Raw genomic sequence first — 22,443 nt, 5'->3', positions numbered from 1 at the left:
GGTCACCACGACGACCGGTGCCCGCCCGCGGTCCCGGCGCGGGACGGGAACCCGCGCCGTTCCGCCTCGTCCATTGACATGAACGCGCAGCGGCGCAACTCTGAGAGCGCTCTCAGAATCGGTACGGACCAATTCCCCCACACCCGCACGGAGGTGGAGAGTGCTCTCCCGACTCAGACACCGTCTGCTCGCCGTGGCCGCGGCCGCAGGCCTGACCGGCGCCCTGCTCTCGTTCGGCGCCGCACCGCCCGCGGACGCCGCGGTGCCGGCCACCATCCCCCTGAAGATCACCAACAACTCCGCCCGTGGCGACGCCGTCCACATCTACAACCTGGGCACCTCGCTGACGACCGGTCAGCAGGGCTGGGCGGACGCGAACGGCACCTTCCACGCCTGGCCCGCCGGCGGCAATCCCCCCACTCCCGCACCGGACGCGTCCATCCCGGGACCGGCCGCGGGGCAGACCAAGACCATCCGGATCCCGAAGCTGTCGGGACGCATCTACTTCTCCTACGGCCAGAAGCTGGACTTCCGGCTGACCACGGGCGGCCTGGTCCAGCCCGCCGTGCAGAACCCGAGCGACCCCAACCGCAACATCCTCTTCAACTGGTCCGAGTACACGCTGGGCGACGGCGGGCTGTGGCTGAACAGCACCCAGGTCGACATGTTCTCCGCGCCCTACACGGTCGGCGTGCAGCGCGCCGACGGCGGCGTGAGCAGCGCAGGACAGCTCAAGGCCGGTGGCTACCGCGGGGTGTTCGACGCGCTGCGGGCCCAGCCGGGCTGGGGCGGGCTGGTCCAGACCCGGCCCGACGGCACCGTACTGCGGGCGCTGGCGCCGCTGTACGGGGTGGAGACGGGGGCGCTGCCCGCGTCGGTCATGGACGACTACATCAACCGGGTCTGGCAGAAGTACGCGACGGCCACCCTCACCGTCACGCCCTTCGGGGACCGTCCGGACACCAAGTACTTCGGACGGGTCTCGGGCAACGTCATGAACTTCACCAACACCTCCGGCGCGGTCGTCACCAGCTTCCAGAAGCCCGACGCCTCCAGCGTCTTCGGCTGCCACCGGCTGCTGGACGCGCCCAACGACCAGGTGCGCGGGCCGATCTCCCGCACGCTGTGCGCCGGTTTCAACCGCTCGACACTGCTGAGCAACCCCAACCAGCCCGACCCGTCGGCGGCGAACTTCTACCGGGACTCGGTGACCAACCACTACGCCCGGATCATCCACGAGCGCATGGCCGACGGGAAGGCGTACGCGTTCGCCTTCGACGACGTCGGCAACCACGAGTCGCTGGTGCACGACGGCAACCCGGCCGAGGCCAGGCTCACGCTCGCCCCGTTCGACTGAGCCGGCGGCGGGCACGCGTCCGCCCCCGCCCTCGGCCGGTGCGGTGGAGGGCGGGGGCGGAACATGGGTGCGGCACCCGGCGGGGCGGGCGGTCGGGTACCGCACCGGCCCGGTCAGGCGCCGGGCAGTACGCCGGTGCGGGCGACCTCGGAGTACCAGCGGGCGCTCGCCTTGGGGATGCGGGTGCCGGTCGGGTAGTCGACGTAGACCGCGCCGAAGCGCTTGCTGTAGCCGTGGGCCCACTCGAAGTTGTCCAGCAGGGACCACAGGAAGTAGCCGCGCACGTCCGCGCCGTCCAGGATGGCCTGGTGGACGGCGGCCAGGTGACCGCGGACGTAGGCGATCCGGGCGGGGTCGTTGACCTGCCCCTCGGGATCGGCGTAGTCGTCGAAGGCGGCGCCGTTCTCGGTGATGACCAGCGGCAGCCTCGGGAAGTCGGCGGACAGCCGGCCCAGCAGGTCGTACAGGCCGGTGGGGTCGACGGCCCAGCCCATGGCGGTGGTGTCGCCGGGCGGCTGGTGGAAGGCGACCCGGTCGGCTCCCGGCCAGGGGCTGTGGGAGCTGTTGCCGTGCCCGTCGGACGTGTGGGCGCCGCTGCCGTCGGTCTCGGAGACGACGGTGGGCGTGTAGTAGTTGACGCCGAGGAAGTCCAGCTCCTGGTGGGCCCGGCGCAGGTCGCCGTCCTGGACGAAGGACCAGTCGGTCAGCTCGGCGGTGTCCTTGAGGAGGTCCTCCGGGTAGGCGCCGTTCAGCATGGGGCCGGTGAAGACCCGGTTGGCGAGCGCGTCGATCCGGCGGGCCGCGTCGGCGTCGCCCTCGCTGCCGGTGAGCGGGCGGACGTGGTGGACGTTGAGGGTGACGGAGATCTGGGCGTCGGCGCGGACCCGTTCGCGCAGCGCCTGGACGGCCAGGCCGTGCGCCAGGTTGAGGTGGTGGGCGGCGCGCAGCGCGGCGACCGGGTCGGTGCGGCCCGGCGCGTGCACGCCGGAGCCGTAGCCGAGGAAGGCGCTGCACCAGGGCTCGTTGAGGGTGGTCCAGGTCTTCACCCGGTCGCCCAGGGCGTCGGCGGCCAGGGCCGCGTACTCGGCGAACCGCTCGGCAGTGGCGCGCTCGGGCCAGCCGCCGGCGTCCTCCAGTTCCTGGGGCAGGTCCCAGTGGTAGAGGGTGGCGACGGGCTGGATGCCCTTCTCCAGCAGCTCGTCCACCAGCCGCCGGTAGAAGTCCAGGCCCTTCTGTACGGCGGGGCCGCGGCCGGTGGGCTGGATCCGGGGCCAGGCGAGGGAGAAGCGGTAGGCGCCCAGACCGAGTTCGGCCATGAGGGCGACGTCCTCGCTCCGGTGGTGGTAGTGGTCGGTGGCGACGTCACCGGTGTCACCGTTGCGGACCCGGCCGGGGGTGCGGGCGTAGGTGTCCCAGATGGACGGCGTGCGGCCGTCCTCCGCCGCGGCCCCCTCGATCTGGTAGGAGGCGGTCGCCGAACCCCAGAGGAAGCCCTTGGGGAAGGTGCGGGCGGCGTCCGGGGCGGAGGCGGTCTGGTGTGCTGCGGTGACCACGTAAGTCCTTTCGGGTGGGGGTGCTTGGTACGGCGGAGGTGGTGGGTCAGCCCTTGACGGCGCCGGCCATGATGCCGCTGACGATCTGGCGGCCGAAGACGATGAACATCGCCAGCAGCGGCAGCGTGCCGAGCAGCGCGCCGGCCATGATGAGCGACTGGTCACGGACGTAGCCCGCGCTGAGCTGGGTGAGCGCGACGGGGACCGTCGGGTTGGTCATGTCGAGGACCACGAACGGCCAGAAGAAGTCGTTCCACGCGTGCACGAACGTGATCATGAACAGGACGGCCATCGCGGGCCGCGCGATGGGCAGCACGATGCTGAAGAAGATCCTGAGCGAGTGCGCCCCGTCCACGCGTCCGGCCTCGACCAGCTCGTCCGGCAGCGCCTCCGTCAGGTACTGCCGCATGAAGAACACGCCGACCGCGCTCACCAGAGTCGGGAAGATGACGGCGGGCAGCTGCTGCGACCAGCCCAGGTCGGCCATCATCATGAACAGCGGCACGACGGCGAGCTGCGGCGGCACCATCATGGTGCCGATCACCAGCATGAGCAGGGCGCCTCGCCCCTTGAACCGCAGCTTGGCGAAGGCGAACCCGGCGAGCGTCGCGAACAGCACCGTGGACAGGGCGATCACCCCGGCCACGATGAGGCTGTTGACCATGGCCTTGCCCATCGCGGCCTCGTCCCAGGCCCGGGCGAGGTTGCTGAACAGGTTGGGACCGGGCAGGAACGGGGGCGGCGTCTGGCTGACCCGGGTGTTGTCGGTGGACGCGGCCACCATGGTCCAGTACAGCGGGAAGATGGACAGGATCGCCATGACGGCGAGCAGCACGTAGGCGAGGGGGCCGGCGTGGTGCTGGCGGCCGGCGCGCTGGCGCAGCAGCCGGCGGCCACCGCGGCCGGCCGGTTTCGCGGCGGAGGTCCGGGCCGGGGCGTCGGTCCGGGCCGGGAGACTTTGGGTGGTCATCGCGACTCCAGGTCAGGACGTGCGGGAGCGCAGGCGCTTGATGACGCGCTGCACGACGAAGACGAGGACCAGCAGCATGAACATCGCCCAGGCGACGGTCGCCGAGCGGCCCATCTGGTAGTTCTTCCAGCCCTCCTCGTACAGGAGCAGGCCCAGCGTCTGGTACTGGTTGTCCGCGCCGCCGGTGACACCGTTGGGCCCCTGGCCGAAGATCAGCGGCTCGCCGAAGAGCTGGGTGGCGCCGATCGTGGAGAGCACGATGGTGAAGACGATGGTGGAGCGGATCCCGGGAATGGTGACGTGGATGAACTGCTTCCACCGCGAGGCGCCGTCGAGGGAGGCCGCCTCGTAGCGGTCGGCGGGGATGGCCTGCATCGCGGCCAGGTAGAGCAGCGCGTTGTAGCCGGTCCAGCGCCAGATGACGATGGTGGAGATCGCGATCTGGGCGGGCCACTTGTCGGCCTCCCAGTCCACCGGGTCGATCCCGACCGAGCCGAGCGCCCAGTTGATCACGCCGAAGTCGCGCTCGAAGATCATGGTGAAGACGAGGGCGGCCGCGGCGACCGAGGTGGCGTACGGGACCAGGGAGGCGACCCGGAAGAACAGCGAGGCGCGCATCCGGTAGTTGAGCAGGTGCGCCATGCCGAGCGCCATCATCAACTGCGGCACCGTGGAGATGACGCCGATGGTGATCGTGTTCTGCACCGCGTTCCAGAACCGCGAATCGCCCCACAGCTCGACGTAGTTGTCGAACGCCACCCACTCCATGACATCGAGGGTGGCCAGCTCCACGTCGTGCAGGGAGATCCACGAGGTGTAGATCAGGGGGTAGAAGCTGAACGCGGCGAAGATGATGAAGAACGGCGCGACGAACGCGTACGGGGCGCCCTTGATGTCGAGCCGGTGCCAGAGCGCGCCGCGCCGCCGGGCGGTGCCCTCGCCGCCCGGGCGGGGAGAGGGCCGCGGAGGCTCGTCCCCGGCCAGGGCCTTGGTGGTGGAGGTGGCCACCGGACTTCCTTCCTGAGTGCGGTTGGGTGAGCCGGGCGCCGGGCCCGCCGGCCAGGACCTGTTCCTGGACGCGGCCGGGCCCGGTCGGCCTCGGGAGCGGAGAGTCAGCCGACCGCCTTCTCGATGCGCTCCCCGGTGGTCTTCCACGCCTCGTCACGCGTGGCGTCGCCCTGCTCGATCAGGGCCAGGCCCTGGGAGAAGGTGTCCTTGATCGTGCCGTCCTTGCGGCCGAGGACCTGCTTGTCCGGGATCTCCTGGGCGGCCGCTCCGAAGATCTGGCCGATCGGCGCGCCGCTGAAGTACTCGGACTTGGCGTTCTTCACCTCGGGGCTGTCCAGCGCCGTGCGGGAGGAGGGGATGTTGCCGATCTCCTTGAAGATGTGCGCCTGCTGCTCGGGCGCGGTCAGCCAGGCGACGAGCTTCTTGGCCTCCTCCTTCACCGGGCTCTGCTCGACCACGCCGAGGAAGGAACCGCCCCAGTTCGCGCCCTTGGGGGCCTTGGCGACGTCCCACTTGCCCTTGTTCGCGTCACCGGCCTTCTCACTGATGTGGCTGAGCATCCACGCCGGGCACACCGCGGTGGCGAAGGTGCCGTTGGCCAGGCCCGGGTCCCAACCCGGCTGGAACTGGCGGAGCTTGGCCGTCAGACCGTCCTCCGCGGCGTCGGCGGCGAGGTTCCACGCCTCCTTGACGGCGGGGTTGGTCTCGTAGATCAACTCGCCGTTCTCGTCGTAGTACTGCTCGGGGTAGCCGTAGACCATGGCGTTGAACAGGCCGCTGGCCGCGTCCATGTAGGCCACGTCCCCGCCCTTGAAGCCCTTCTTGAAGTCGCGGCCGACCTCGACGTACTTGTTCCAGTCGCCCGCCCACAGCTTGGCGACCTCCTCGCGGTCGGTGGGCAGCCCCGCCTTCTCGAAGTAGTCCTTGCGGTAGCAGACGGCCATCGGGCCGATGTCGGTGCCCAGGCCCAGCACCTTGCCGTCCTTGGTGCTGATCTGGGACTCCTTCCACGGCAGGAAGTGGTCGGTGCCGGGCACGTCGGAGAAGTCCGCGAACTTGTCGGCCTGGGTCTCGGTGATCTCCTTGGCCCGGCCGATCTCGATGCCCTGGATGTCCTTCAGGCCCTTGCCCGCGGCGAGCCTGGTCTGCAGGGCGGTGTAGTACGTCTGCTCGTCACCGGCGATCTCGGCCTTGATGTCGACGTTGGGGTTCTCCTTCTCGTACTGCTCGAGAAGGCCGGTCTCCTTGATGCCCATCACCCCGTACATGCCCATGGTGATGGTGACCTTGCCGTCCTTCTTGCCACCGCCGGTGGCCGAGTCGTCACCGCTGCTGCAGCCGACGACGAGCGCGAGCGCGCCGACGGCCGCGGCCGTCGCCACCGCCTTTCTGCGCAACGAACCGAGAGTGCCCATGGATCTCCTCCTAGCGACGGCGCTGACACATCGGAGTGACGAGTTCTGCGATGACTACTGCGATGGCTACAGCGGCTACAGCGATGAAAGACAGCGGCTCGAACAAGGGGTGGGAACGTGCCCAAACTTGGTGGGCACGTTCCCACCGGCGACTCGAAGACTCGTGGGAAGGGGGCCGGTCTGTCAATAACTTGAAAGCAACTTGTCGCAACCGTCCCCGCGCCGCGTTCGCCTCCCGGAGACCGGGGGGTGCTCCGCCGACCGCGGCGTCTGTCAGAATTGCCGCAGGTCACCTCCGCGGCAGGCAGCGCCGCCGCGGCCGCCGAGGGGGGAGTACATGACCGGCAACCGCCGTCCAACGATCAAAACGGTCGCCGCCCGCGCCGGCGTGGGCCGCACCACGGTCTCCCGTGTCGTCAACGGCTCGGAGTTGGTCAGTGCCGATGCCCGGGAGAGGGTGCTTGCGGCGATCAAGGAACTGAACTACGTTCCCAACTCGGTCGCCCGCGGCCTGGTGACCAACCGCACCAACGCCGTGGCCCTGGTGATCCCGGAGTCGGAGAGCCGGCTCGGCTCGGAGCCGTTCTTCGCCGCGCTCATCCGCGGGGTCAGCGGCGCCCTCGCCGAGAGCCGCACCCAGTTGCAGCTCATGCTCGTCCGCGACCAGGCCGAGCGGGACCAGTTGACCGAGTCGGTCGCGACCCGCCGGGTGGACGGCGTGCTGCTGGTCTCGGTGCACTCCGAGGACCGGCTGCCCGGCATGCTCGAGGAGATGGGCCTGCCCACGGTGCTCGCCGGCCGCCGCGACGCGGGCGAGCGGCTGAGCTACGTCAACTCCGACAACGCCGGCGGGGCGGCCGCCGCGGTGCGGCATCTGCTGGGCGGCGGACGGCGCCGGGTCGCCACCATCACCGGGCCGCTGGACATGGACGTCGGCCGCAGCAGGCTCGCCGGCTGGCGCGCCGCGCACCTGGAGGCGGAGGTGCCCGCGGAGGAACTCCTCGTCGAGGCGGGCGACTTCACCGAGGAGGGCGGCGCGAGCGCCATGCGTTTGCTTCTTGAACGCGTCCCGGACCTGGACGCGGTCTTCGCCGCGTCCGACCTCATGGCGGTCGGCGCCCTGGCCGAACTGCGCCGGCAGAAGCGGCAGGTGCCCGGGGACGTCGCCGTCGTCGGCTTCGAGGACTCCGTCCTGGCCCGCCACACCAACCCACCGCTGACGACGGTGCGTCAACCGGTGGAGGAGCTGGGCCGGACCATGGCCCGCATCCTCACCGACATCACGCAACACGGAGCGCCGCGGCAGCAGCTGACGCTGCCGACGGAGCTGGTGGTGCGCGAGTCGTCGTAGGCCCTGGCGCCCACCGCGGGAGCACGCCGGGCCCCCGGCCGACCGGAGCCCCGGCACCTGTCGACGCTCCCGCTGCCGCGGGCGGCGCGACATGCCGTCGGTGCCCAACGGGGCACGGCACGGGGCGGGCGTACCGGCCGCGCGGTGGGATCATGGGTGCCGGGCGTGACACGTGCGGGACCGAGGAAGTGGCGGGTGGCCATGGGGGCCGGCTGGGAGTGGGACGAGACGCTGTTCGCCGGTACCGCCGCCTTCTACCGGCGCGGGAGACTCCCGTACGCCCCCGGCCTGGCGGACGTGCTCGCCCGGGTGCTGGACCTGGACGGGCGTGGCCGGCTGATCGATCTGGGGTGCGGGCCGGGGACGGTCGCCCTGCGCCTGGCCGGCCTCTTCGACGAGGTGGTCGGGGTGGATCCGGACGCGGAGATGCTCGCGGAGGCGGCACGTGAGGCCGCGACGCGGGAAGTGACCGGAAAGGTGCGGTGGGTGCGGGCGCGGGCGGAGGAACTGCCCGCGGGACTCGGCGACTTCACGGTCGCGACCCTCGCCCAGTCGTTCCACTGGATGGACCGCGAACGGGTGGCGGCAACCCTCCGGGGCATGCTCCGGCCGGGCGGTGCGCTCGTGCACGTCTCGGATCTCAAGGGAGAGAGCCGGACCACCAACGGACTGCCGCATCCCCCGGTCCCGCACGCGGCGATCGACGCGCTGGTCAGGCGCTATCTGGGACCGGTCCGCCGGGCCGGCCGGGGGCTGCTGCCGCGCGGGACACCGGCCGGTGAGGCCGCGGTGCTCGCCGGTGCGGGGTTCGCCGGCCCCTACCGGCACGTCGTGCCCGGTGGGCAGCCGATGGTGCGCACGGCGGACGACGTCGTCGCGGGGGTGTTCTCCATGTCGTTCTCGGCCCCCCACCTGTTCGGCGCCCGGCTCGCCGTGTTCGAGGGGGATCTCCGCCGGCTGCTGGGGGAGGTCTCGCCGTCGGGGCGCTTTTCCGTGTGCCGGCCGGGTACCGAGGTGTTCGTCTGGCCGCGTGGGGAGGGGTGAGCGAGGTCGCCGGGTGCGGCCGGGGGTTACGGGGTCAGCACGATGCGTCCGAAGACCTCGCCCGCGTCCATCTTCCGGTGCGCCGAGGCCGCCTGGTCCAGGGGCAGCACCTCGTGCACGACGGTCTCGATCTCCCCGCGGCCCGCGGCGGCGAACTGTTCGGCCCGCACGGCCCGCAGGCCGGCTGGCGGGACGGTGGCGGCACTGAAGGTGGCGAACGACATCGACTTCTGGAAGGACGCCATCAGATGCGTGCCGAAGTCCGCCGGCGGCTGCCCCGCGACGGCGCCGACGACCACCATCCTGCCGTTCGGCGCGAGCCTGGTGAGGAAGGCGGGCAGGTCGGCTCCGGCGACGATGTCCACGATGACGTCGAAGGCGCGGGGAGCGTCCGCGCCGCCCTCGCCCGAGCGGTCCAGGACGTGGGTCGCGCCCAGCCCGCGCAGCCGCTCGCCGCGGGCGGCCGACGACGTGGTGACCGCCACCGCGGCGGCACCGGCGCGTGCCGCGAGCTGGACCGTCATGATGCCGATGCTGCCGGCCGCACCGCGCACCAGCACGCGCTCGCCCGCGGTGAAGCGGGCGTGGGCGAGCCCGAAGTGCGCCACCACCCCGGCACTGCCGAGCGTCACCGCGTCCCGTGCGGACAACCCCGCGGGGAGCGGGAGGATGTCGTCGGCAGGGGCGGTCGCCTGTTCGGCGTAGCCTCCGCCCACGCCGGTCTGCGCCCACACGCGCCGGCCGGTCCAGGCGGCGTCGACGCCCGCGCCGACCGCCGTCACGGTGCCCACCACCTCGCCGCCGGGCACGTGCCCCTCCTGGAATCCGTAGGCGGCGAGCGCACCGCTGCGGATGGCTGCGTCGGCACCGCTCACGCCGATCGCCTCGGTCGCGACCAGCACCTGTCCCGCGGCGGGCGCGGGGGCGGGAAGGTCGACGACCTCCAGTCCCCCGGGGCCGCCGAACGTCCGGATCGCCACTGCCCTCATTCGCCGCTCCTTGCTCGCCGAGGCCGTGCCCTACGCACCGAAGCCCTGCTCGCCGGACGTTAACGGACGCCACCGTCCGCTTCGCTAAAGTGAGAGTGGTGACCGACCATTTGCCTCACTCGCTGCGCTCCGACGCCCGGGACAACCGCGAGCGCATCCTCGAGGCGGCCCGCGCGCTGTTCGCCACCGAGGGGTTGCAGGTGCCGATGCGGGAGGTGGCCTGGCGGGCCGGTGTCGGGCCGGCCACGCTCTACCGGCGCTTCCCGACCAAGCGGGAGCTGGTCACCGAGGCGTTCACGGACCAGTTGCGGGCCTGCCGCACGATCGTCGACGAGGGCCTGGCCCACCCGGACCCCTGGGCCGGCTTCTGCCTCGTCGTCGAGAAGACCTGCGAGCTGCACGCGCGGCACCTCGGCTTCAACGAGGCGTTCATGGCGGCCTACCCGGAGGCGATGGACTTCGCCGCCGCCCGCGCGTACTCGCTGAAGTCCGCCGGTGAACTGGCCCGTCGGGCCAGGGAGGCCGGCGGTCTGCGCCCCGATTTCGTCCTGGACGACCTCATGCTCATGATCATGGCGAACCGGGGCATCCACGCCCTGTCGACGGCCGCCCGCGTCGCGGCCTCCCGGCGTTTCGCCGCGCTGGTGATCCAGGCGTTCCGGGCCTCCCCGGAGCACACGCCGCTTCCCCCGGTGCCACGGCCGGCGCCGGTGTGAACCCGACTGGCCCAGTACGCGTCCGGTGAGCGTTTCCCCCCGGGCCTCCGTTCGTTGGGACGGACATGATCAAGAAGCTCGCCTGTGTCTCCGTCATGGCCACCGCTCTGCTGGTCTCCGCTCCCCTCGCCGAGGCGGCCCCCGTGCCCGGCCCGTCCACCGGTGTTCCGGGTGGTCCGCTCCTGGACGGTCTCCTCGGTTCGCTGGAGGTGGGGCATCCGGCCACCTCTGGGCAGTCGCTGCTCCCCCAGGGCATCCTCGGCAGGTGAAACGCGCGGGGCGGGAGGGGGCGGTCGCGCACTGCCGCCCCCTCCGCCTCCGGCGACCGGTTCGGCGTCCCGCTCCACCGGCCGCCCCTTCCGGGCCCGCCGGACCGCGGCAGGCTTCGCTTTCCGTGCCCCGCCGGCTCGTCACCGTCGACGAGATCGTCCGGCACGTCCGGCACGCCCGTACCGGGCTGCTCGCGGTAGCGGGCCCGCTTCGGGGAACCCGGTGTCCACACACCCCAGGAAAGCGGCACACGACATGTACGACCAGACGCGCGCACAGCAGCCCGCGGACCAGGACCAGCGCCGCGCCGGGCGCCGTCCCGCGGCCCCGGAGACGCTCCTGCCGCCGGCGGAACGGGACGCGGTCCTGGACCGTCTCCGCAAGGCCATCAACACCTTCGCCGACGCTCCGCACGAGGCGCTCAAGGAGGCGGAGGGCGCCTTCGACGACGCCGCCGCCCAGCTCGCGAGCGCTCTGGCGCAGCGGCGTCGTGCCCTGCGCGAGAGGTGGCGGGAGCAGGACCCCGAGACGCATGCCGAGGAACTCCGGCTCGCCCTGCGGCAGTACCGGGAGATCACTCAGCGGCTGATCCGCACCTGACGGCCACGTCGTTGGCGCAGCGGAAGCCGAGGTTGCCGGACGAGGAGTCCGGGGTGTTGGAGGAGCGGGCAGCGACCCGGTAGCGGTTGCAGTAGGAGTCGTGGCACAGGTAGGAGCCGCCCCGCAGGACCCGTGCCGTCCCGGCCTCGGGACCGTGCGGGTCCGCGGCAGGTGCGTCGGCGTAGTAGGTGGGCGAGAACCAGTCGGAGCACCATTCCCACACGTTGCCCGCGGTGTTCCACAGGCCGTGGCCGTTGGGCCGGTAGGACTTGACCGGTGCGGTGGTCAGGTGCCCGTCCTCGGCCGTGTTGACGTGGGGGAAGCGGCCCTGCCAGATGTTGCAGCGCCACCGGCCGCCCGGGGTCAGCTCGTCGCCCCAGGCGTAGCGGCGGCCGGCCAGTCCCCCGCGAGCGGCGTACTCCCATTCCGCCTCGGTGGGCAGGCGCTTGCCGGCCCACCGAGCGTAGGCGGTGGCGTCGTTCCAGGAGACGTGGACGACGGGATGGTTCGGCCGGCCGGTGATGTCGGAGCGGGCGCCCTCGGGGCGGCGCCAGTGGGCGCCCCGCACGTTGATCCACCAGGGGGCGCCGGCGGCGTTGCCGAGGACGTCGGCGTCCGGGGCGGCGACGACCAGGTGGAAGACCGCCGAGGAGCCGAAGCGTTCGGCGTCGGTCACGTGGCCGGTCGCCTTGACGAAGGCGGCGAACCGGGCGTTGGTGACGGCGGTCTCGTCGATGTGGAAGGGCCGCAGACGCACCGTGTGCACGGGTGTCTCGCCGTCGGCCGGATATCCCTCCCCGAAGGCGTCCCCCATCGCGAACTCACCGCCCGGCAGGCGCACCTGTCCGCGGGTCGAGCGCGGGCGGGCGGCGGGCCCCGGCTCCGCGGCGACCGCGGGGGACGGGGCGGCCACGGCCACGGGTGCCGTCGCGGGGGCGCAGCACGGGCGGTGAGTACGGGTCATGGGTCCTCGAATCGATCGCGTGCGTGCGCCTGCTAGGCCTGGTACGTGGACTCGTCGAGCCCGCTCAGGGTCGGGTCGTGGCCCACCTCGCCGACGTCGTACATCGATGTCATCCAGTGGTAGAAGTTGTCGCCGCGTTCGCGCAGGACGTCGTAGAGCCGGCGCATCATGCGGCCGCGGACCTCCGCCTGTTCCGGGTGGGCGTAGACGTTCTGCAGTTCGTCCGGGTCGGTGTGCAGGTCGTACAGCTCGTTGACGGAGTCGGGGTTGACGACGAGTTTGTAGCGGTCCTCGCGCAGCATGCGCTGGGGGTAGGGGAAGTGGTGGCCGTGGAACTCGCAGACGATGTCCTCGTCCCACTCCACCGTCTCGCCCCGCGCCAGGGGCAGCAGGCTGCGCGAGTCGACGGCGGGTTTCGGGTCCAGGCCCGCCAGTTCGAGGATCGTGGCGGTGCAGTCGAGGAGGCTGACGAACTCGTCGCGCACCTGGCCGCCGGGCGCGCCCGGGACCCGGAGCAGGCCGGGGGTGCGGTAGATGTCCTCGTACATCGCGGGGCCCTTGTCGTGCAGCCGGTGCGAGCCGGTGAACTCCCCGTGGTCGCAGGTGAAGAACACCGCCGTGTCGTCCACGAGGCCGAGCCGTTCCATGGCCGCCACGACGCGGCCGATCTGCCGGTCGATGAGGGCCACGTAGCCCCAGTAGACGGCGATGAGCTTGCGGGTGGTCTCGATGGGCATCGTGTCGAAGGTCCAGTGCGCGCTGTAGTTGCGCTGGACCGGGGGTTTGCCCTCGAAGGTCTCGGACACCGACCGCGGCAGTTCCACGTCCGCGGGGTCGACCAGGTCGAAGTACTCGTCCGGAAGGATGTACGGCAGGTGCGGTCCGAAGAAGTGCAGGGCCAGGAAGAAGGGCTGGTCGTGGTCGTGCGCGTCGGCGGCGTAGCGTTCCAGCCGCTCGATGGCGCGGGTGGCCAGGTAGTGCTCGAAGGTGGCCTCGACCGGCTGGTGCAGGCGGGCGGCGAGCAGGTTGCCGGGGCCGCCGTTCGGGAGGGTGCCGCGGACACGGTCGCTGATCTCGTACGGCGGCAGTCCGCGTTCGTCGAGGTAGGCGAGGTAGTCCGGGTGGTCGACGGGGTTGTGCCAGCCGGGCAGTTCGGGGCCGTCGAAGCCGTAGTCGGCCGCGGTGCGGCGGTTTCCGGCGTGCCACTTGCCGAACAGGCCGCAGTTGTAGCCGTGTTCGCGCAGCGCCCGGGAGAAGGCGAACTGGTCCTCGGCCAGGTCTTCCAGATAGCCGACGTTGCGTTCGTGGTTGGCGAGGAGCTTGTGCCGGAAGGGTGCCTGGCCGGTCAGGAGGCTGGCGCGGGCCGGGGTGCAGATGGCGGTGGGGGTGTACCAGCGGTCGAAGCGGGTTCCCGTGGCGGCCAGTTCGTCGAGTGCGGGGGTGTGGGCCAGCGGGTTGCCGTAGGCGCCGAGCGTGTCCGTGCGGTGCTGGTCGGTCATGAGGAAGAGGATGTTCTTCCGGGACGCCCCGGGCTCGTTCGCTCGCGTCACTTGCCCGCTCCCGTGAAGAGGTCGCCGGTGTAGTAGGTCTTCGGGTCGGCTGGCTTCTTGAGTTTGCCGGCGTTGACGAAGTAGTCGTTCATGCCCTCGAGCCACTTGACGACGGTGCCGTCCCGGGTCAGCTTGTCCAGCTCCGCCACGCTGAGCACCTTGTTGTTCGCGGCGTCCGCCTGCACCTGGTCGACGGGGATCTTCAGCTTGTCGGCGGTCAGCTTGATCGCCTCGTCGGTGTGCTCGGAGCGGAAGGTCATCGCCTCGCGCAGCACGGCGAGGACCTTCTTGGTCTTCTCCGGCTGGTCGGCCACCACCTTGTTGCCCGCGACGAACGCCGTGGGGAAGGAGACGTCGTCCGCGAAGTCGCCGTTCTTGGCGAGTTCGACCAGGTCGGGGACCTGCTTCTTGATCGTCGCCGCGGCCGGGTACCAGAAGCCGGCGCCGTCGACCTGCTGGGAGGAGAAGGCGGAGACGATGGTGGACGGGTCCATGGGCACGACCTTGAGGTCGTCCTTGGTCATCCCGGCCTTCTCCAGGGCGAGGGTGAGGATCATGTCGCCGGAGGTGCCCTCGGGCACCGCCACGGTCTTGCCCTTGAGCTGCTGCATCGAGGTGATGCCCGGCTGGGCGAGGACGCGGTCGGAGTTGCCGAGGGTGTTGATGGCGACGACCTTGGCCTGGCCGGAGGCGGGGAGCCACATGGCGCCGGGGCCTATGTAGCCGAAGTCGAGGTTGTCCGTGCCCAGGGCCTGGATCTGGAGCGGCCCGTTGGTGAAGACCTTGGCGTCGGCCGACAGCCCGTGCTTCTTCCACAGGCCCTTGGCCTCGGCGATGGCGATCAGGCTGGCGCCGTTGAAGTCGTTGATGTATCCGAAGCGCACCTTGTCCGACGAGCCGCCGGCGGACGAGCCGCCGCCGCATGCGGCGAGCAGCGCCATGGCGGCCACGCCGGCGAGGGTGGTGGTGAGGCTTCTGCGGGTGAGGACGGGTGACATGGCGGTGGGTCCCTTCCGGGTCATGACGTCGGGGAGTGGGAACCGGAAAGGGCGGCGGTGCGGCCTTCCTGGTGGTAGACGGAGTGCCACACGCGGTTGCGCAGTGCGGCGAACTCGGGGCTGAGCCGGAAGGCCTCGTCGCGCTCGATGGCGGGGTCGACGTCGACGACGTCGTAGACGCGCCCGGGGCGGGCGGCCATCACGACGACGCGGCCCGCCAGGAACACGGCCTCGTCGACGTCGTGGGTGATGAACAGGACGGTGCGCCTGTCCTGGCTCCAGGTCTTCAGGAGTTGCTCCTGGAGCTTGACCCGGGTGAGCGCGTCGAGGGCGCCGAAGGGTTCGTCCATCAGCAGGATCGAGGGGTCGACGGCGTAGGCGCGGGCGATGGCGCAGCGCTGGCGCATGCCGCCGGAGAGGGTCTTGGGGAGCGCGTCGGCGAAGCGTTCCAGGCCGACCAGTTCGATGAAGTGCTCGGCCCTGGCGCGGCGTTCGCGCTTGGGCACTCCCGTGGTCCTGAGACCGAACTCGACGTTCTGACGTACGGTCAGCCAGGGGAAGAGGGCGTACTGCTGGAAGATGACGCCGCGCTCGGGTCCGGGCCCGGCGACGGGCGTTCCGTCCACCAGGGCGCGGCCGGAGGTGGGGGTCTCCAGGCCGGCGAGGATGTTCATCAGGGTGCTCTTGCCGCAGCCCGAGGGGCCGACGACGGTGACGAACTCGTGGTTCGCGATGTCGAGGCTCACGTCGTCCAGGGCGGTGAAGGTCTCCCTGCCCAGTGAGAAGGTCTTGGTGACGTGCTGGACGGAGATCTTGGCGGGTGTGCTGGTCATCGGCGTTCCTGCCATCGGGTGAGCCGGCGTTCGGCGAGGAGGAGGACGCGGTCCATGAGGAGACCGAGGATTCCGATCGAGATGAGCCCGACGAAGATGGTCGGGAGGTCGTAGTAGAGCTGGGCGTTCTGCATGCGGTAGCCGAGGCCCTCCTGGGCGGCGATCAGCTCCGCGGCGACCAGGGTGGCCCAGGCCGAGCCGAGGCCGACCCGCATGCCGACGAGGATGAAGGGGGTGGACGCCGGCACCACGACGCGGGCGAAGATCGTGGCGTCGCCCGCGCCCAGCACCCGGGCGGCGTTGATCAGGGTGCGGTCGACGTTCACCACGCCCTGGAAGGTGGAGATCACACAGGCCAGGAACGCGGCCAGGAAGATGACGAAGATCTTCGGGGTCTCGTCGATGCCCATGGCGACCACGGCCAGCGGGATGATCGCCAGCGGCGGGATGGTGCGGAAGAACTGGATCCAGGGCTCGATCAGGCCGCGCAGGATGCCGTACCAGCCCATCAGGAAGCCCACCGGGACGGCCACGGCCGTGCCGAGCGCGAAGCCGATGAGGACCCGGGTCAGGCTGGCGAGGGCGTCGTCGGCGAGGGTCCCGTCGCTGATCAGGGTGGAGGCGCGGTCGACGACCTCCGGCGGTGTCGGCAGTTTGAAACCGGCGGACGCGAGGGCCCACCAGATGGCGATGCCGAGCGCGACGGACACGGCGTTCAGGGCGAGGGGCAGCCCGCGCCCGCCGGAACGGGAGCGCTCCGGCGCGGACTTGGCGGCGCCCGCCGAGGTGTCTGCCGCCATGGTGCCTCCCGCCGTGCTGTCGTCCGTTTCGGCCCCGGGCGAGGACCCGGGCCCGTTCTCGGGCCGCGGGTGCCGCCGGTCGGCACTCCGCTTGTCAAGGACGGACATGGGCGGCTCCTTCGGTGGCGGAGTGGGGTGCATCGGAACGGCCCTTCACGTCGGCGGTTTCGGGATACCTCGCCAGGAGGGGTGAGCTGTGGAAGACCGCGGCGAGCGCGCCGATGGCGCCGTCGTCGTCGGAGAGCCGGGCGGCGGCGACGGCGGGTCCCGCCGACGCGGTCGGGAAGATCTCGGCGGCGAGGGTGGCGGCGACCTGTTCCACCAGGACGGGCGCCAGCCGGGTGATCTCGCCGCCGATGACCACCTTCGCCGGGTTCAGCATCATGGTCGCGGCGCCGACCACCCGGCCCAGCGCCCCCGCGGCCTCCCGCAGTACCCGGTCCACGACGGGGTGGGCGCGGCGCACGGCGGCGGCGAGGTCGTCGAGGCTCTCCAGGCGCAGACCGAACTCCCAGCAGGCTGCGAGGATTCCGGGCACCGAGGCGACGGTCTCCAGACAGCCCCGCTTGCCGCAGCGACAGGGGCGGCCCGCCGGTTCGACGGTCACGTGCCCCAGCTCGCCGGCCAGCCCGGACGAACCCGTCACCAGTTGGCCCCCGACGACGAGTCCGCCGCCGACGCCGTCCGACAGGCGTACGTAGACCAGGTCGGCGACGCTGTCGGCGCCGCTGATCGCCTCGGCGAGGGCGGCCAGCCGGGTGTTGTTGTCGACGATGACCGGTGCGTCGAAGCGTTCGGCGAAGGCCACGTCGACGCCCTCGGGTGCCGGGCGCAGCACGGTGGTGCCCGCGGTGGCGCGCGGCCAGGCCGCCCCCTGAGGGGCCGGGTAGGGACCGGGTACGCCGATGCCGATGCCCTGCAGCGCCCCGTAGTGGACCCCGGCCTCGCCGCTGAGCCGGTCGACCAGTGCCAGGGCCAGTTCCGTGCGGGTCGCCCAGGTCGCGGTGTCCTCGTACCGGACGGAGCCGGAGACCATGATCTCGTGCGAGGCGTCGGCGACGACGACGTGGACGCGCCGGTGTCCGAAGTCGACGCCCATGAACTGCGCCGACGCCGGGTCCAGCGCCAGCCGTTCGGCCGGCCGCCCGCTGCCCTCTCGGCGGGAGGCGTCGGTGTCGACGACCACGATGGCACCGCGTTGCAGGAGGTTGCCGGTGATCTCGGACAGCGTGGTGCGGGACAGGCCCACGACCCGGGCGATCTCGCCGCGGCTCATGGCGCCGTTCTCCTGCAGCGCACGCATGACGCGCTCTTCGTGGGTCCGCCTGACCAGTGCGTGCACTCCGCTGGGCATCTGCATGCCGGTCAAGGTAGGGAGGCTCGATTATTCCGTCAACACTCCGACAGAAAGACGCAATGAAGTGTTCACAATGCCAGGTGGGTGGCGCCCTGGTTCTGCGGGCCAAGCCCGATTATTCGTCCGCCCTGTTGACGTAAATGTGCGGGCGTTCGCATGCTGTGCGCCATGCCCCCGTCATGCGGCCGGTGTGCCGCGCCTCGGTTCCCGGACGGGGACGACGAAGGAGAACCCGACTGATGACCGATGCCGAGTACGGACTCCCCCGACGATCCCTGCTGGCCGGTGCCGCCGGTGCGGGAGCGGCGTTCGCCCTGCCCGCGAGCGCCGCGCAGGCGGCTCCCGCGGCGGCGCCTGCGGCCTCCCCGCGGGCCGGGGCGGAGCGGCGGCACCCGCGCAACTGGCCCGACCCCGAGCCGTACGGCGCCGCGGACACCCGGGCCGACCTGTGGCCGCGCGAGGACAACTCGTTCGTCCTCCCGCTGGAGTTGCGCCCTCGTGACGAGGAGCACGGCACCGTCTGGATGCGCGACACCTACGTCAACTGCTTCGTCGTCGACGGCCGCCCGCTGTACGTCGCCACGGGAACCACCCGGGTGCCCGGGCTCGAAGCCGCCGGCCCCTGGAACGACGGCATCTTCGTGTGGCTGGCCCCCTCTCTGGAGGGCCCATGGCGGCTGGCCGACACCACCGGCATCCGGCCCGGGGCGGAGCGCGGCAAGGTGTGGTCGCCCGAGTTCGCCGGGGAGAACCGGCCCGGCCGCACGGTCGTCGCGCCCTGGCAGGAGTACTGGCACGACGAGCAGTTCGGCAAGCGCGGCCAGGCCTGGGCGCCGGAGCTGCACTACTTCCGTGACACCTGGTACCTCGTCGCGTGCATGGGCGACCACTCCCGCAAGGTCGGCTCGTTCATGCTGGTGAGCGAGGGCGGCGTCGAGGGCCCGTACCGGCTGGTCGAGGGCAACCTGGACAAGCCCTTCGGCGACTCGTTCATCGGCGGTCCGAAGTTCATCGAGCCGGGCGCCTACCACCACATCGACGGCGGTCTCTTCTCCGAGGGCGACGACGCGTGGCTCGTGCTGCACAACGACCTGTACGCGAAGTTCCGGGACGACATGGAGGACATCGTCACGACGACGGACCTGCCCCGGTTCCGGCAGACGCCCTACTCCCCGGAGCCGTATCTCGAGGGCGCCTACGTGTTCAAGTACCGGGGCAAGTACCACCTCGTCCACGCCGCCTGGGACCGTACGTCCGTCCAGGCCGACGGCACCGTCCGCCAGGCCTACGACGTGCCCGCCGCGGGGCGCGTGCAGTACCAGTACGACGCGGTCGTCGCCGTGGCCGACCGGTTCGAGGGGCCGTACTCGAAGCGGTACACGGCGGGTGTCGGCGCCGGTCACAACAACTTCTTCGTCGATCACCGGGGCGGCCTGTGGGCGACGTACTTCCTGAACCCGGCCGCCGGCTACTGGTCGGGGGCCTCGCGCGTCGATCGGTCCGCGGTGCCCGGTGTCGTACGGCTGGAGTGGACCGGTCCGGCGGACGGCCGGCTGTATGTGAAGCGGGGGTCGGAGAAGCCCGGCAACGGGCACTGAGCGGCGGTCCCCGTCCCGGCACGCCCTCGTATGCCGTCGCGGCGGGACGGGCGTAGTGTCCAGATATGGGTGATGTTCGGGGCGGACGGCGTCGGGCGGCCCTGTCGGCGCGGACGTGGGCGGACGGCTGATGGACTCCGCCATGGCGGCCGTCGTGCGGGCGAGTGGTGCGTTCGGAGGGATCCTCTACGCACTGCCGCCGGGCGAGGACGCCGTGTGGCAGGTCCTGATCACCGGGGTCCCCCAGGAGATGGCGGCACCGTGGCGGCGGGTCGGGCTGAAGGACCCGATGCCCGTGGCGGACGCCGTCCGCGAGCACCGCCTGGTGTGGGCGGGCGGCCGGGAGGAGATGGCGCGGGAGTATCCGCGGCTGGCGCTCGTCCTGCCGTACGACTTCTCGCTGGCGGCCGCACCGCTGGTCTCGGGCACCGCACTCAGGGGCGGGCTGGTGCTGCTGTGGCCCGGGAACCACCCGGCGCGGCTGAGCGCCGGGGAGCAGGACGTCATCCGGGCGGGCTGCCACCGCCTGGGTGACAGCCTGCAGCGGGCCATCGACCGCGGCGAACCGCTGCGGCCGCCGGAGCGGCCCCGGACCCTGCCGCCGGCCGCCCCGCGCACCCCCTCCCCCGCCGAGGCGACCGCGCTGTCCGCCTTCGTGGACCGCCTGCCCGGCGGCTCCTGCGCGCTGGACCTGGAGGGGCATCTGACCCTCGTCACCCCGGGGGCGGCCGAACTGCTCGGCGTCGACCGGTCCCTGCTGGTGGGCGCCCTGCCGTGGGAGGCGCTGCCCTGGATGGACGTGCCGCACGTCGAGGACCGCTACCGGGCCGCGCTGGTCAGCCGCAGGCCGCAGGGCTTCACGGTCCTGCGCCCGCCGAAGACGTGGCTGACCTTCGAGCTGTACCCGGACGCCACCGGACTGAGCGTGCGCATCACCCCCGGCAGTCCGGACGCGGACACACCCCCGTCCCGGTCGGTACAGGCCTCGGGCCCCAGCCGTGCCACCGTCCTGTACCACCTGATGCACCTGGCCTCCACCCTGACCGAGGCCGTCAGCGTGCAGGACGTGGTCGAGCAGACCGCCGACCAGCTGATGCCCGCGCTCGGAGCGCAGGCCATGGTGGTGATGGCCCCGGCGGACGGCCGGCTGAAGATCGTCGGCCAGCGCGGCTACCGCCCGGAGCTGCTGAGGCGCTTCGACGGGGCGCCGCTCACCACGGCCCTCCCCGGAGCCGATGTCATGGCCACGGGTGTCCCGGGGTTCTGGACCACCTTCGAGGAACTCCACCATGCCTACCCCGTCATGACGCACGAGGACGGGATGGCCGCCTGGGCCCTGCTGCCGCTGATCGCCTCCGGCCGCCCCATCGGCTCGCTGCTGCTCTCCTACCGGCGGCCCCACGTCTTCCCGCCCGGCGAACGGGCCGCCCTCACCTCGCTGGCCGGTCTGGTCGGGCAGGCCCTGGACCGCGCCCGCCTCTACGACGCCAAGCACCACCTCGCCCACCGCCTGCAGTCCGCCCTGCTGCCCCACACCCTCCCCGACGTACCCGGTCTGAACGTCGCCGCCCGCTACCTCCCGGCCGCCCGGGGCCTGGGCATCGGCGGCGACTTCTACGACGTCATCCGCCTGGACGAGCACACCGCGAGCGTCACCATCGGCGACGTGCAGGGGCACAACGTGGACGCCGCGGCGCTCATGGGGCAGGTCCGCACCGCCGTGCACGCCAACGCCACCGTGGGGGCACCCCCCGACGACGTGCTGGCCCGCACCAACCGTCTGCTCACCGATCTGGACCCCGGCCTGTTCACCAGCTGCGCCTACGTGCACCTCGACCTGGCCACGCACCGCGCCTGTGTGGCGCTCGCCGGGCACCCGCCCCCTCTGGTGCGCCACGCCGACGGGCGCGTCGAGGCCCTGCGGGTGCCGCCGGGCCTGCTGCTGGGCATCGAGCCGGACACCGTGTACCCCTCGCTGGAGTTCCCGCTGCCGCCGGGCAGCGTGCTCGTCCTGTACACCGACGGACTGGTCGAGGCGCCCGGGGTGGACCTGGACGACGCGATCGCGGCCCTCGCCGGTCTCGTGGAACACGGCGACCCCGGCGACCTCGACGCCATCGCCGACACCCTCATCCGGCACGCGCCCGCCCCGGGCGACGACATCGCCCTGGTCCTCGTCGGTCCCCGCGCTTCGGCGCCGGGGCACTCCCGGGGCCGATCGATCGTTTTCAGGGACAAGAAGGACGAACGCCGGTCGACGCGGGCCGGCAGCGGAGGAGAAGACCCTTAATGAAACACCAGAGGGTGCGCGATCTGATGAGCGACGCCGTGGTCCGCGTGCAGCGGGGCACACCGTTCAAGGAGATCGCCCACCTGCTGCTGGAGTACGACATCACGGCGGTACCGGTCGTCGACGAGGAGAACCGCCCCGTGGGGGTGGTGTCGGAGGCCGACCTCCTGCAGAAGATGTGGGGCGGGGAGCCCGACGGTTCCCCCGAGCACGCCGAGTGGTCCCGGGCCTCGGCGGACAAGGCGGACGCCACGGACGCGGCCGGGCTCATGACCTCGCCCCCGCTGTGCGCCCTGGAGGGCTGGAGCGTCGTGGACGCCGCCCGGGTGATGGCACGCCACCGCATCAAACGGCTGCTGGTGGTCGACGGGGACGGGCGGCTGGCCGGGGTGGTCAGCAGAAGCGACCTGCTGCGGGTGTTCCTGCGCACGGACCGCGCGATCCGCACCGAGATCATCGAGGAGGCCCTGGTCAAGGCGCTGGGCCTGGCTCCCTCGTCGGTGCAGGTGGACGTGGCGCACGGCCATGTCGTGCTCAGTGGCCGGCTCCCGGCCCATGTGTCCGCCCCGCTGCTGGAAGAGCACTGCCGGAGCGTGGACGGCGTCGTCGCCGTGGAGTTCAGACCGGCCGGCGAGGCCGACGCCGAGGGCCCCGCGGCCGTCGGTTCCTGAGATCCCGCCGGCGGACGCCCGCCCGTGCCCGCTTCCCCGGGGAAGGGGAGGCGGACACGGGGGCGGCGCACTTGGGGCGACGCACTTGGGGCGACACACTTTGGGCGAC

At 71.8% G+C, this 22,443-nt stretch carries 20 protein-coding genes; 9 read left to right on the top strand and 11 right to left on the bottom strand.

Annotated features, from left to right (window positions below):
- Positions 1-160: 160 nt before the first annotated feature.
- Positions 161-1,357 carry a glycoside hydrolase family 64 protein gene (locus ACFV9J_RS18585; protein ID WP_385355600.1) on the top strand — a complete coding sequence of 399 codons (1,197 nt, stop codon included), beginning with the start codon at positions 161-163 and terminating at the stop codon, positions 1,355-1,357.
- 113 nt (positions 1,358-1,470) lie between these two features.
- On the opposite strand, the gene ACFV9J_RS18580 is transcribed toward ACFV9J_RS18585, so the two are convergent.
- From ACFV9J_RS18580 to ACFV9J_RS18565, 4 genes are all read right to left on the bottom strand, one after another.
- On the bottom strand, positions 1,471-2,910 hold the full coding sequence (locus ACFV9J_RS18580) for a GH1 family beta-glucosidase (protein WP_385355597.1): 1,440 nt from the start codon (positions 2,908-2,910) through the stop codon (positions 1,471-1,473).
- A 46-nt stretch (positions 2,911-2,956) separates the two neighbouring features.
- The gene (locus tag ACFV9J_RS18575; protein WP_385355594.1) at positions 2,957-3,880 is read right to left on the bottom strand and encodes a carbohydrate ABC transporter permease; all 924 of its coding nucleotides are present in this window, start codon (positions 3,878-3,880) and stop codon (positions 2,957-2,959) included.
- Between the two features lie 12 nt (positions 3,881-3,892).
- Positions 3,893-4,888 (bottom strand): carbohydrate ABC transporter permease, encoded by a 996-nt coding sequence (locus ACFV9J_RS18570; protein WP_385355592.1) that lies wholly within the window; start codon positions 4,886-4,888, stop codon positions 3,893-3,895.
- Between the two features lie 104 nt (positions 4,889-4,992).
- The gene (locus ACFV9J_RS18565) at positions 4,993-6,303 is read right to left on the bottom strand and encodes an ABC transporter substrate-binding protein (RefSeq protein WP_385355590.1); all 1,311 of its coding nucleotides are present in this window, start codon (positions 6,301-6,303) and stop codon (positions 4,993-4,995) included.
- 337 nt (positions 6,304-6,640) lie between these two features.
- On the opposite strand from ACFV9J_RS18565, the gene ACFV9J_RS18560 reads away from it, so the two are divergent.
- Together ACFV9J_RS18560 and ACFV9J_RS18555 are read left to right on the top strand one after the other, a co-directional pair.
- Entirely contained in the window at positions 6,641-7,654 is a 1,014-nt protein-coding gene (locus tag ACFV9J_RS18560) for a LacI family DNA-binding transcriptional regulator (RefSeq protein ID WP_385355588.1), read from the top strand.
- A gap of 201 nt (positions 7,655-7,855) precedes the next feature.
- A complete protein-coding gene (locus tag ACFV9J_RS18555) occupies positions 7,856-8,698 on the top strand; it encodes a class I SAM-dependent methyltransferase (protein WP_385355885.1) in 843 nt (280 codons plus the stop codon).
- Positions 8,699-8,724: 26 nt separating this feature from the next.
- Here ACFV9J_RS18555 and ACFV9J_RS18550 read toward each other — a convergent pair whose 3' ends face one another.
- A complete protein-coding gene (locus ACFV9J_RS18550; RefSeq protein ID WP_385355586.1) occupies positions 8,725-9,687 on the bottom strand; it encodes a zinc-binding dehydrogenase in 963 nt (320 codons plus the stop codon).
- Between the two features lie 98 nt (positions 9,688-9,785).
- Between ACFV9J_RS18550 and ACFV9J_RS18545 the strand changes: the two genes are divergently transcribed.
- The 3 genes from ACFV9J_RS18545 (at position 9,786) to ACFV9J_RS18535 (ending at position 11,273) form a co-directional block, all read left to right on the top strand.
- Complete coding sequence (locus ACFV9J_RS18545) at positions 9,786-10,403, top strand: TetR/AcrR family transcriptional regulator (protein WP_385355583.1); 618 nt, start codon at positions 9,786-9,788, stop codon at positions 10,401-10,403.
- A gap of 65 nt (positions 10,404-10,468) precedes the next feature.
- Positions 10,469-10,672, top strand: a complete 204-nt coding sequence (locus tag ACFV9J_RS18540; RefSeq protein ID WP_385355581.1) for a hypothetical protein — start codon at positions 10,469-10,471, stop codon at positions 10,670-10,672.
- Between the two features lie 256 nt (positions 10,673-10,928).
- Complete coding sequence (locus ACFV9J_RS18535) at positions 10,929-11,273, top strand: hypothetical protein (protein ID WP_385355578.1); 345 nt, start codon at positions 10,929-10,931, stop codon at positions 11,271-11,273.
- Here the strand turns inward: ACFV9J_RS18535 and ACFV9J_RS18530 are convergent.
- The 6 genes from ACFV9J_RS18530 to ACFV9J_RS18505 form a co-directional block, all read right to left on the bottom strand.
- The gene (locus ACFV9J_RS18530) at positions 11,248-12,237 is read right to left on the bottom strand and encodes a formylglycine-generating enzyme family protein (RefSeq protein ID WP_385355575.1); all 990 of its coding nucleotides are present in this window, start codon (positions 12,235-12,237) and stop codon (positions 11,248-11,250) included. The two genes, ACFV9J_RS18535 and ACFV9J_RS18530, sit on opposite strands and share 26 nt — an antisense overlap.
- A 32-nt stretch (positions 12,238-12,269) precedes the next feature.
- Positions 12,270-13,787: a sulfatase-like hydrolase/transferase gene (locus ACFV9J_RS18525; RefSeq protein ID WP_385355572.1), complete on the bottom strand. Its 1,518-nt coding sequence runs from the start codon at positions 13,785-13,787 to the stop codon at positions 12,270-12,272.
- A complete protein-coding gene (locus ACFV9J_RS18520) occupies positions 13,784-14,785 on the bottom strand; it encodes an aliphatic sulfonate ABC transporter substrate-binding protein (protein WP_385355570.1) in 1,002 nt (333 codons plus the stop codon). Before ACFV9J_RS18520 ends, ACFV9J_RS18525 begins: the two co-directional genes overlap by 4 nt.
- 20 nt (positions 14,786-14,805) lie before the next feature.
- Positions 14,806-15,618: an ABC transporter ATP-binding protein gene (locus tag ACFV9J_RS18515; protein ID WP_385355567.1), complete on the bottom strand. Its 813-nt coding sequence runs from the start codon at positions 15,616-15,618 to the stop codon at positions 14,806-14,808.
- Positions 15,615-16,418, bottom strand: a complete 804-nt coding sequence (locus ACFV9J_RS18510; protein WP_385355884.1) for an ABC transporter permease — start codon at positions 16,416-16,418, stop codon at positions 15,615-15,617. The genes ACFV9J_RS18515 and ACFV9J_RS18510 overlap by 4 nt, the downstream gene beginning before the upstream one ends.
- 94 nt (positions 16,419-16,512) lie before the next feature.
- Entirely contained in the window at positions 16,513-17,778 is a 1,266-nt protein-coding gene (locus ACFV9J_RS18505) for an ROK family transcriptional regulator (protein WP_385355565.1), read from the bottom strand.
- A gap of 236 nt (positions 17,779-18,014) precedes the next feature.
- Here ACFV9J_RS18505 and ACFV9J_RS18500 point away from each other — a divergent pair, with 236 nt between their 5' ends.
- The 3 genes from ACFV9J_RS18500 to ACFV9J_RS18490 all read left to right on the top strand — a co-directional run bounded on the left by ACFV9J_RS18500 (position 18,015) and on the right by ACFV9J_RS18490 (position 22,334).
- Entirely contained in the window at positions 18,015-19,373 is a 1,359-nt protein-coding gene (locus ACFV9J_RS18500; RefSeq protein WP_385355562.1) for a family 43 glycosylhydrolase, read from the top strand.
- A 130-nt stretch (positions 19,374-19,503) separates the two neighbouring features.
- Positions 19,504-21,663: a SpoIIE family protein phosphatase gene (locus ACFV9J_RS18495; protein WP_385355560.1), complete on the top strand. Its 2,160-nt coding sequence runs from the start codon at positions 19,504-19,506 to the stop codon at positions 21,661-21,663.
- The gene (locus tag ACFV9J_RS18490) at positions 21,663-22,334 is read left to right on the top strand and encodes a CBS domain-containing protein (protein WP_385355558.1); all 672 of its coding nucleotides are present in this window, start codon (positions 21,663-21,665) and stop codon (positions 22,332-22,334) included. The genes ACFV9J_RS18495 and ACFV9J_RS18490 overlap by 1 nt, the downstream gene beginning before the upstream one ends.
- Positions 22,335-22,443: the final 109 nt, after the last annotated feature.

Origin of the sequence: Streptomyces sp. NPDC059906, assembly GCF_042730645.1 — a bacterium.
In the GTDB taxonomy this organism is placed as follows: domain Bacteria; phylum Actinomycetota; class Actinomycetes; order Streptomycetales; family Streptomycetaceae; genus Streptomyces; species Streptomyces rubrogriseus.
This window is presented reverse-complemented; position numbering and strand designations above follow the sequence as displayed.